Raw genomic sequence first — 6,121 nt, 5'->3', positions numbered from 1 at the left:
CCCCCCCCCCGCGGCGGGCGGCGGTGGTTTGGCGTTGGCGCGGGCGGGGGGGGGGGGCGGCCGCCCCCCCCCCCCCCCCCCCCCCCCCGCCTCACCGGACAGCGCGCGTCAGCGCAGCCCGTCCACGAACGCCTGCCAGGCCGGGGCCCCCAGGACGATGGCGGGGCCGGTGGGGTTCTTGCTGTCGCGGACGGGGACGGAGCCGCAGGTGGGGGTGGCGGCGACCTCGACGCACTCGCCGCCGCTGGTTCCGCTGTACGAGGACTTCCGCCAGTGCGCACCTGTGAGGTCATGACTGGTTCCCATAGCGCTCCTCCATCACACGAGTGATCAGCGTCGCCGAGTCCTCGGGGGAGAGGGCTGAGGCTTGCAGTCGAGCGTATCCGACCGAACGCTCCTTGATCACGGACGGGTTGGCGGTCATGTGGCCCTGGTCGTAGCTCTCCACATAGAACAGATCCGGGTCGTCGTCGAACCGCAGGAGGGTGAACGACCCCATCATCGCCGTGTGCTCACCGGCGGTGAACGGCATCACCTGGATCTGCACCCAGGGGTCATCCTGGAACTCCAACAGCCGGGCGAGTTGGTTTCGCATGACGGCGTGCCCGCCGACTTCCTGGAGCAGAGCTGCCTCGCTGAGCACGACCCAGAGGGCGGGCGGGTTCTTCCGCTTCAGGATCCGCTGGCGCTCCAGCCTGGCCGCCACCATCTCGTCCACGCGGCGCGGGTGCTCAACGCGGAGCAGGGCCCGCGCGTACTCCTCCGTCTGCAACAGCCCGTACACCACCTGCGCCTGGTACGTGGAGATATAGGTCGCCTTCGCCTCTATGTCCGCGTACGGCTGGAACCACGTGGGCAGTTGGCTCCGCAGCACCAGGCCGACCAGCCGGGAGAAGACCCCGTCCGTGCCCAGCCCCGCGTCCAACCGCTCCGAGAAGTCGCGGGTGGGGATCTTCTTCGTCGTCTCGATCTGGCCGATCAGCGATCCCGTGCAGAAGATGATCGTGCCCAACTGCGGTTGCGTCAGCCCTTGGGCCTCACGCTGTCGGCGTAACTCCGAGCCGTAGTAGGCGAGCGGGGAGGCGTCGGGATAGAGGGTCTGGATGTCGGCCACGGCGCGGACCTCCGGGAGACAACGCCTCGCGGCGTTCGTTTCCGTACGTAGCCGAGCGTAGCCACCGCATCGCAGCCTGGTGACATGAATCACGTACTTGTCCCCCGGAGGAATCCCGGGGAGCCCGTCTACCGCGCCGACTTCGCCCTGGGCGAGCACTCGGCCCAGCATCTGCGCCGCGTCCTGCGGCTCTACCTCAAGGCCTGGGAGCTGCCGTTCCTCGCCGACGCCGCCGAGCTGGCGCTCACCGAGCTGATCGCCAACGTCGTGCAGCACGTGCCCGACCGGCGCGGCCAGACCTTCATCTTCCGGCTGCCGCGCGGCGAGGGCGTCCGCGTCGAAGTCGCGGACAGCAGCCCCGCCGTGCCGCTCGCCATCACGGGCGATCCGCTGGACGACGGGGGCCGGGGGCTCGTTCTGGTCAACGCCGTCACCGACGAGTGGGGCATCGTCAAGCGGTGGGACGGCGGCGGGAAGACCGTCTGGTTCGAATGCCTGACGCCGCCCGAGCTGGGCGGCAGCCGGTTCAGGTCAGCTCGGCCAGGACCGCGTCCGTGAAGGGCGTCCAGGCCTCCGCCGCCCACGGGCCGAAGGCGCGGTCGGTCAGCGCGACGCAGGCGACGCACGCCACCGGGTCGATCCACAGGAACGTGCCCGACTGGCCGAAGTGCCCGAAGGTGGCGGGGGAGGACGTGTTCCCCGTCCAGTGCGGGGACTTGGAGTCGCGGATCTCGAAGCCGAGGCCCCAGTCGTTCGGGCTCTGGTGGCCGTAGCCGGGAAGGACGCCCTTGAGGCCCGGGTGCACGACGCTCTGGGCCTCCAGGACCGTACGCGGGTCGAGCAGGCGGGGGGCCTGGACCTCGGCGGCGAAGCGGACCAGGTCGGCGAGGGTGGAGACGCCGTCGCGGGCGGGGGAGCCGTCCAGGGTCGTGGACGTCATGGCCAGCGGCTCCAGGACCGCCTGGCGCAGATACTCCGCGAACGGGATGCCGGATGCCTTGGCGATGTGGTCGCCGAGCACCTCGAAGCCCGCGTTGGAGTACAGGCGGCGGTTGCCGGGCGGGGCCGTCACCCGGTGCTCGTCGAAGGCGAGGCCGCTGGTGTGGGCGAGCAGGTGGCGCACCGTGGAGCCCTCGGGCCCGGCGGGCTCGTCCAGCTCGACGGCTCCCTCCTCGTACGCCACCAGCGCCGCGTAGGCCGCGAGCGGCTTGGTGACCGAGGCGAGGGGGAAGCGGTGGTCGGCCGGCCCGTGCGTGCCGAGGACCGTGCCGTCCGCCCGCACGACGGCGGCCGCCGCCGTCGTGACCGGCCAGGTGTCGATGATGCGCAGGCTCTCCATGCGTCCGAGCCTAACCGGTCGGCTTCGGCGGCCTTCGGGGTCGGCCGGCTCCCTGGATCCGGGTCTCTATGCGGCGCGATCGTAGTGAGGGGGCTCTTCGGGCGAGCAGGGGTCGGGTTGCTTGCCCTCACTGCTTGCGGCCCTTCCGAAGAGCCCCTTCTGGGCAGCCCGGAGAAGTGCCCAGACGACGAGGAGAGCGGCGGTCAGCGCCCAGCTGATGACCCACCAGCCGGTAGCCGTCCGGAGGATGGCCTCGGCAGCGGTGAGGGCGATGGCCGTCGCATGGGACCAGCACAGCGCGATGCCGACTCTGCGGGTGATGCGGTCGATCCTCCGCAGGCCGGATCTCGCTCCGCACTGTTGCTGCTCCATGGTTCCCCCGTCTCGTCGTGTGCTTCTTTGCCCGACCTTGACTGTTCATGCGTTTCGGCGCGCGGAATAGGTGAGTCCGGGGCTGACTTTCAGCCCCACTTTCGTTGATGCTGAAACAGTTGTCATAGGGAAAGTCATGCTGGGCGTAGGTGCTTTCCGGGGCGAAGCGGGCATGAAAGTCGGCTTGTTCTCGCTCATTTGCGCGTTTTTGGTCGAGAACTTGTTCGTGCCGCGTGAAGGAACCGTGGCAGCGTGTGGGCTTCCGGCGATCGCCTCTGCGGTCGCCGCGTCTACGTATCCCGTGGGGGGATCGCATGGTTTCGCGTGCTTTCGGCACGCCATTTCGGCGTGCCCGTATCCAGCGCAGAAGTGCTCTGACCGCCGCCCTGGTGGTGGCGGCTCTCGGGGCGTCGGCGCTGCCGTCACTGGCCGCGCCGGGCTCAGGCCCGGCTGCTGACGGAGCGGCGACATCCGCCTGGGGCCCGGGCGGGCCGAAGGCGGAGATCCCGCCGGTGAAGGTCGGCTCCAACAAGCCGGTCGGCAATGAGGCCGGGGCGGCGCCCTCGGCGGAGAAGGCGGCCTGGCTGGAGGCCGAGGAGGAGCGCGCGGCAACCGGTACACCGCCCGCACCGGCCGGCCGGAAGGCGGCCCGGGGGACGGGCGCGGCCGCGGCCGCGTACGTTCCGGAGGGTCAGGGTTCGGTGCCCTGGCACCAGATCTCCGATTTCCGGATCACCGATTCGCTGGTGGCGCGGGTGAACTACTCCACCGGCAACCTGATGCTGGCCGGCACGGACTTCGAGATCGCCGGGGTGGGACAGAAGCTGCGCCTGGCCCGGACGTACAACTCGCTGGACGCCCCCTGGGGCAAAGTGTCGCAGCGGTGGTGGCAGGAGTACGAGCGCTATCTGAACCTCGCGAACGCGGACGAGGTCGTCCTGTACGACGCCACCGGGGCGGCGGTCCGCTTCGCGAAGGAGTCGAGTGGGGCGCTCACCACGCCGAAGGGCTATTCCAAGGACCTGAAGAAGAACGCGGACGGCACGTACACGCTGACCGACCGCAAGTCCGGCTCGAAGGACACCTACGACGCCAACGGCACGCTGACCAAGGTGACCGACAAGAACAAGGGGGCCATCACGGTCGCCCAGCACCATGAGGGCGGCGAGCACAAGGGCTTCAAGCTGACCGAGACCCGCTCCGGGCGCTGGGTGGACCTGGTCAAGACGTACCCGAACCAGTGGCAGGCCAAGGATCACACCGGCCGCACGGCCGTCTTCGACCTGAACGCGGCTGGGGACCTGGAGAAGACGACGGACACCGAGGGCAAGCCCACGGTCTTCGGCTACGACTCCTCACGCCGGCTGACGAAGATCACCACCCCCAAGGGTCGGGTGACGGTCTTCACCTACGACGACCAGAACCGCGTCACCTCGATGCTCCGGGCCACCGAGCTGAACGGCTCCGGCCACACCGGCCCGACCTGGACCTACGCCTACTCCGCCGCCACCCCGTCTGCGGCCGGCAGGACGACGGTCACGGACCCCGAGAGCCACTCCACCACGTACGACCACGATGGCGACGGCCAGGTCACGAAGGTCACCGACGCCCTGGAGCGGTCGCGCTCCAAGAAGTACGACGCGAACCGCAACGTCGAGGAAGCCGCGGACGCGATGGGCGTGGGCGGGGCCTCCGGAAACGTCACCAAGTACGGGTGGGACTCCCGGAACAACCCCACATCGTCCGAGCTTCCGACCGGCGCGACGGCCTCGATGGGCGGCTACCAGACGATCGCGGGTTCGGACCTGCCCGAGACGATGACCACGGCGGACAACGAGAAGACGAAGTACACCTACGACACGGCGGGCAACACCAAGTCCGTCGCGGTCCAGGGAACGGGCGGCGGCAACCAGTCCTTCGACTACAACCCCGCCACCCCCACCTGCGGCGGCTTCGAGGGCCAGGTCTGCAAGGTCACCACGAAGATGACGGAGTCGGAGTCGGTCTCCACGACGTTCACCTACGACGCCCAGGGCAACCTGAAGACGGTCAAGGCCCCCGCACCGCTGGGCACGACCACCTACACCTATGACGCCCTGGGCCGCCCCGAGACGGTGAAGGACGCCCGCGGGGTCACGATCGTCTACACCTACGACCATCGTGACCGGGTGAAGAAGGTCGACTCCTCCAACTATCAGGCCGTCACCTACGAGTACGACAGCGACGGCAACCTCATCCAGCGCTCCGACGGCACGGGAGTCATCAGGTACGACTTCGACCCCCTCTCCCGTGAGACGGTCCGCACCCTGCAGAACGGCTCCGAGACGGTCCTCGCCTACACCCCGGCGGGCAACGTCGACACCTACAAGGACCCCGCCGGCCTGACCGACTACACCTGGAACGAGGTCAACAAGCTCGCCGAGCTGAAGGACCCCAAGGGCAAGGTCACCAAGTACGCGTACAACAAGAACGACGTCCGCACCACGACCACCTACCCCGGTAACACGGTCCAGGAGGTCACCCCGGACAAGTCCGGCCGCCCGGAGAAGATCAAGGCCACCAGCCCGAAGGGCACCCTGGTCGACCTGGCCTACACCTACGCCCGCCCGGACGGTAAGGACGGCGGCAAGATCGGTACCACGACGGACGCGGTCGCGGGGACGAAGACGAGCTACTAGTACGACACGTCCGGCCGCTTCGCCTACGCGGCGGAGAAGAAGGGCAGCACCCTCGCCTCCTCCTGGCAGTACTGCTACGACCTCGCCGGGAACCTGACCTCGCAGGGCGTCGACAAGGGCTGCCCGCGCGGCACCACCTACACGGTCAACGACGCCCAGCAGATCACCGCGAAGAACGGCTCGGCCACGAACTGGTCCTACGACAAGATCGGCAACGAGACCGCCGCCGCCTCCACCCCCGAGTCCGTCCGCACCGGGATGAAGTGGACCGACTACTCCCAGATGACGTCGATCACGACCGGCGGCAAGACGTACGCGGGTCAGTACGGCTCCACCGACCAGTCCGAGCGCATCAAGCTCGGCGACACCTTCTTCCACAACGGTCCCCTCGGCCTGTCGGCCACCTCAACGGCCGGAGTGGACACGGGATTCAACCGCGAGCCCGGGGGCACGCTGAACTCCATGACCCGTGGGGGGAAGAACCACTACTACCTGACCGACGCACTCGGCAGCGTCGTCGCCCTGACCGACGAAGCGGGCACGAAGGTCAACACGTACGCCTACAGCCCCCGCGGCGTCCAGCGAGCCGCCACCACCGAACAGGTCCCCCAGCCCTAC

General features: G+C 69.0%; 5 protein-coding genes and 1 pseudogene. 2 read left to right on the top strand and 4 right to left on the bottom strand.

The genetic code is table 11. The annotated features are described in order from the left end of the window. Window positions 1-108 precede the first annotated feature (108 nt). Window positions 109-306 (bottom strand): DUF397 domain-containing protein, encoded by a 198-nt coding sequence (locus JS521_RS19685; protein WP_205084292.1) that lies wholly within the window; start codon window positions 304-306, stop codon window positions 109-111. Then, the gene (locus JS521_RS19680) at window positions 290-1,114 is read right to left on the bottom strand and encodes a helix-turn-helix domain-containing protein (RefSeq protein WP_205084291.1); all 825 of its coding nucleotides are present in this window, start codon (window positions 1,112-1,114) and stop codon (window positions 290-292) included. The genes JS521_RS19685 and JS521_RS19680 overlap by 17 nt, the downstream gene beginning before the upstream one ends. Before the next feature lie 84 nt (window positions 1,115-1,198). On the opposite strand from JS521_RS19680, the gene JS521_RS19675 reads away from it, so the two are divergent. Then, complete coding sequence (locus JS521_RS19675; protein ID WP_205084290.1) at window positions 1,199-1,672, top strand: ATP-binding protein; 474 nt, start codon at window positions 1,199-1,201, stop codon at window positions 1,670-1,672. Here JS521_RS19675 and JS521_RS19670 read toward each other — a convergent pair. Next, entirely contained in the window at window positions 1,641-2,453 is an 813-nt protein-coding gene (locus JS521_RS19670) for a serine hydrolase domain-containing protein (protein ID WP_205084289.1), read from the bottom strand. The two genes, JS521_RS19675 and JS521_RS19670, sit on opposite strands and share 32 nt — an antisense overlap. 66 nt (window positions 2,454-2,519) lie before the next feature. Further along, a complete protein-coding gene (locus tag JS521_RS19665; protein ID WP_205084288.1) occupies window positions 2,520-2,825 on the bottom strand; it encodes a hypothetical protein in 306 nt (101 codons plus the stop codon). A gap of 392 nt (window positions 2,826-3,217) precedes the next feature. Here JS521_RS19665 and JS521_RS19660 point away from each other — a divergent pair. After that, window positions 3,218-6,121, top strand: a pseudogene (locus tag JS521_RS19660) (DUF6531 domain-containing protein); the annotation flags it as partial.

This window comes from Streptomyces durocortorensis (assembly GCF_016901035.1).
Taxonomy (GTDB): Bacteria; Actinomycetota; Actinomycetes; order Streptomycetales; family Streptomycetaceae; genus Streptomyces; species Streptomyces durocortorensis.
Note: the sequence above shows the minus strand (reverse complement) of the source record. Positions and strands in the feature narration are given on the sequence as shown.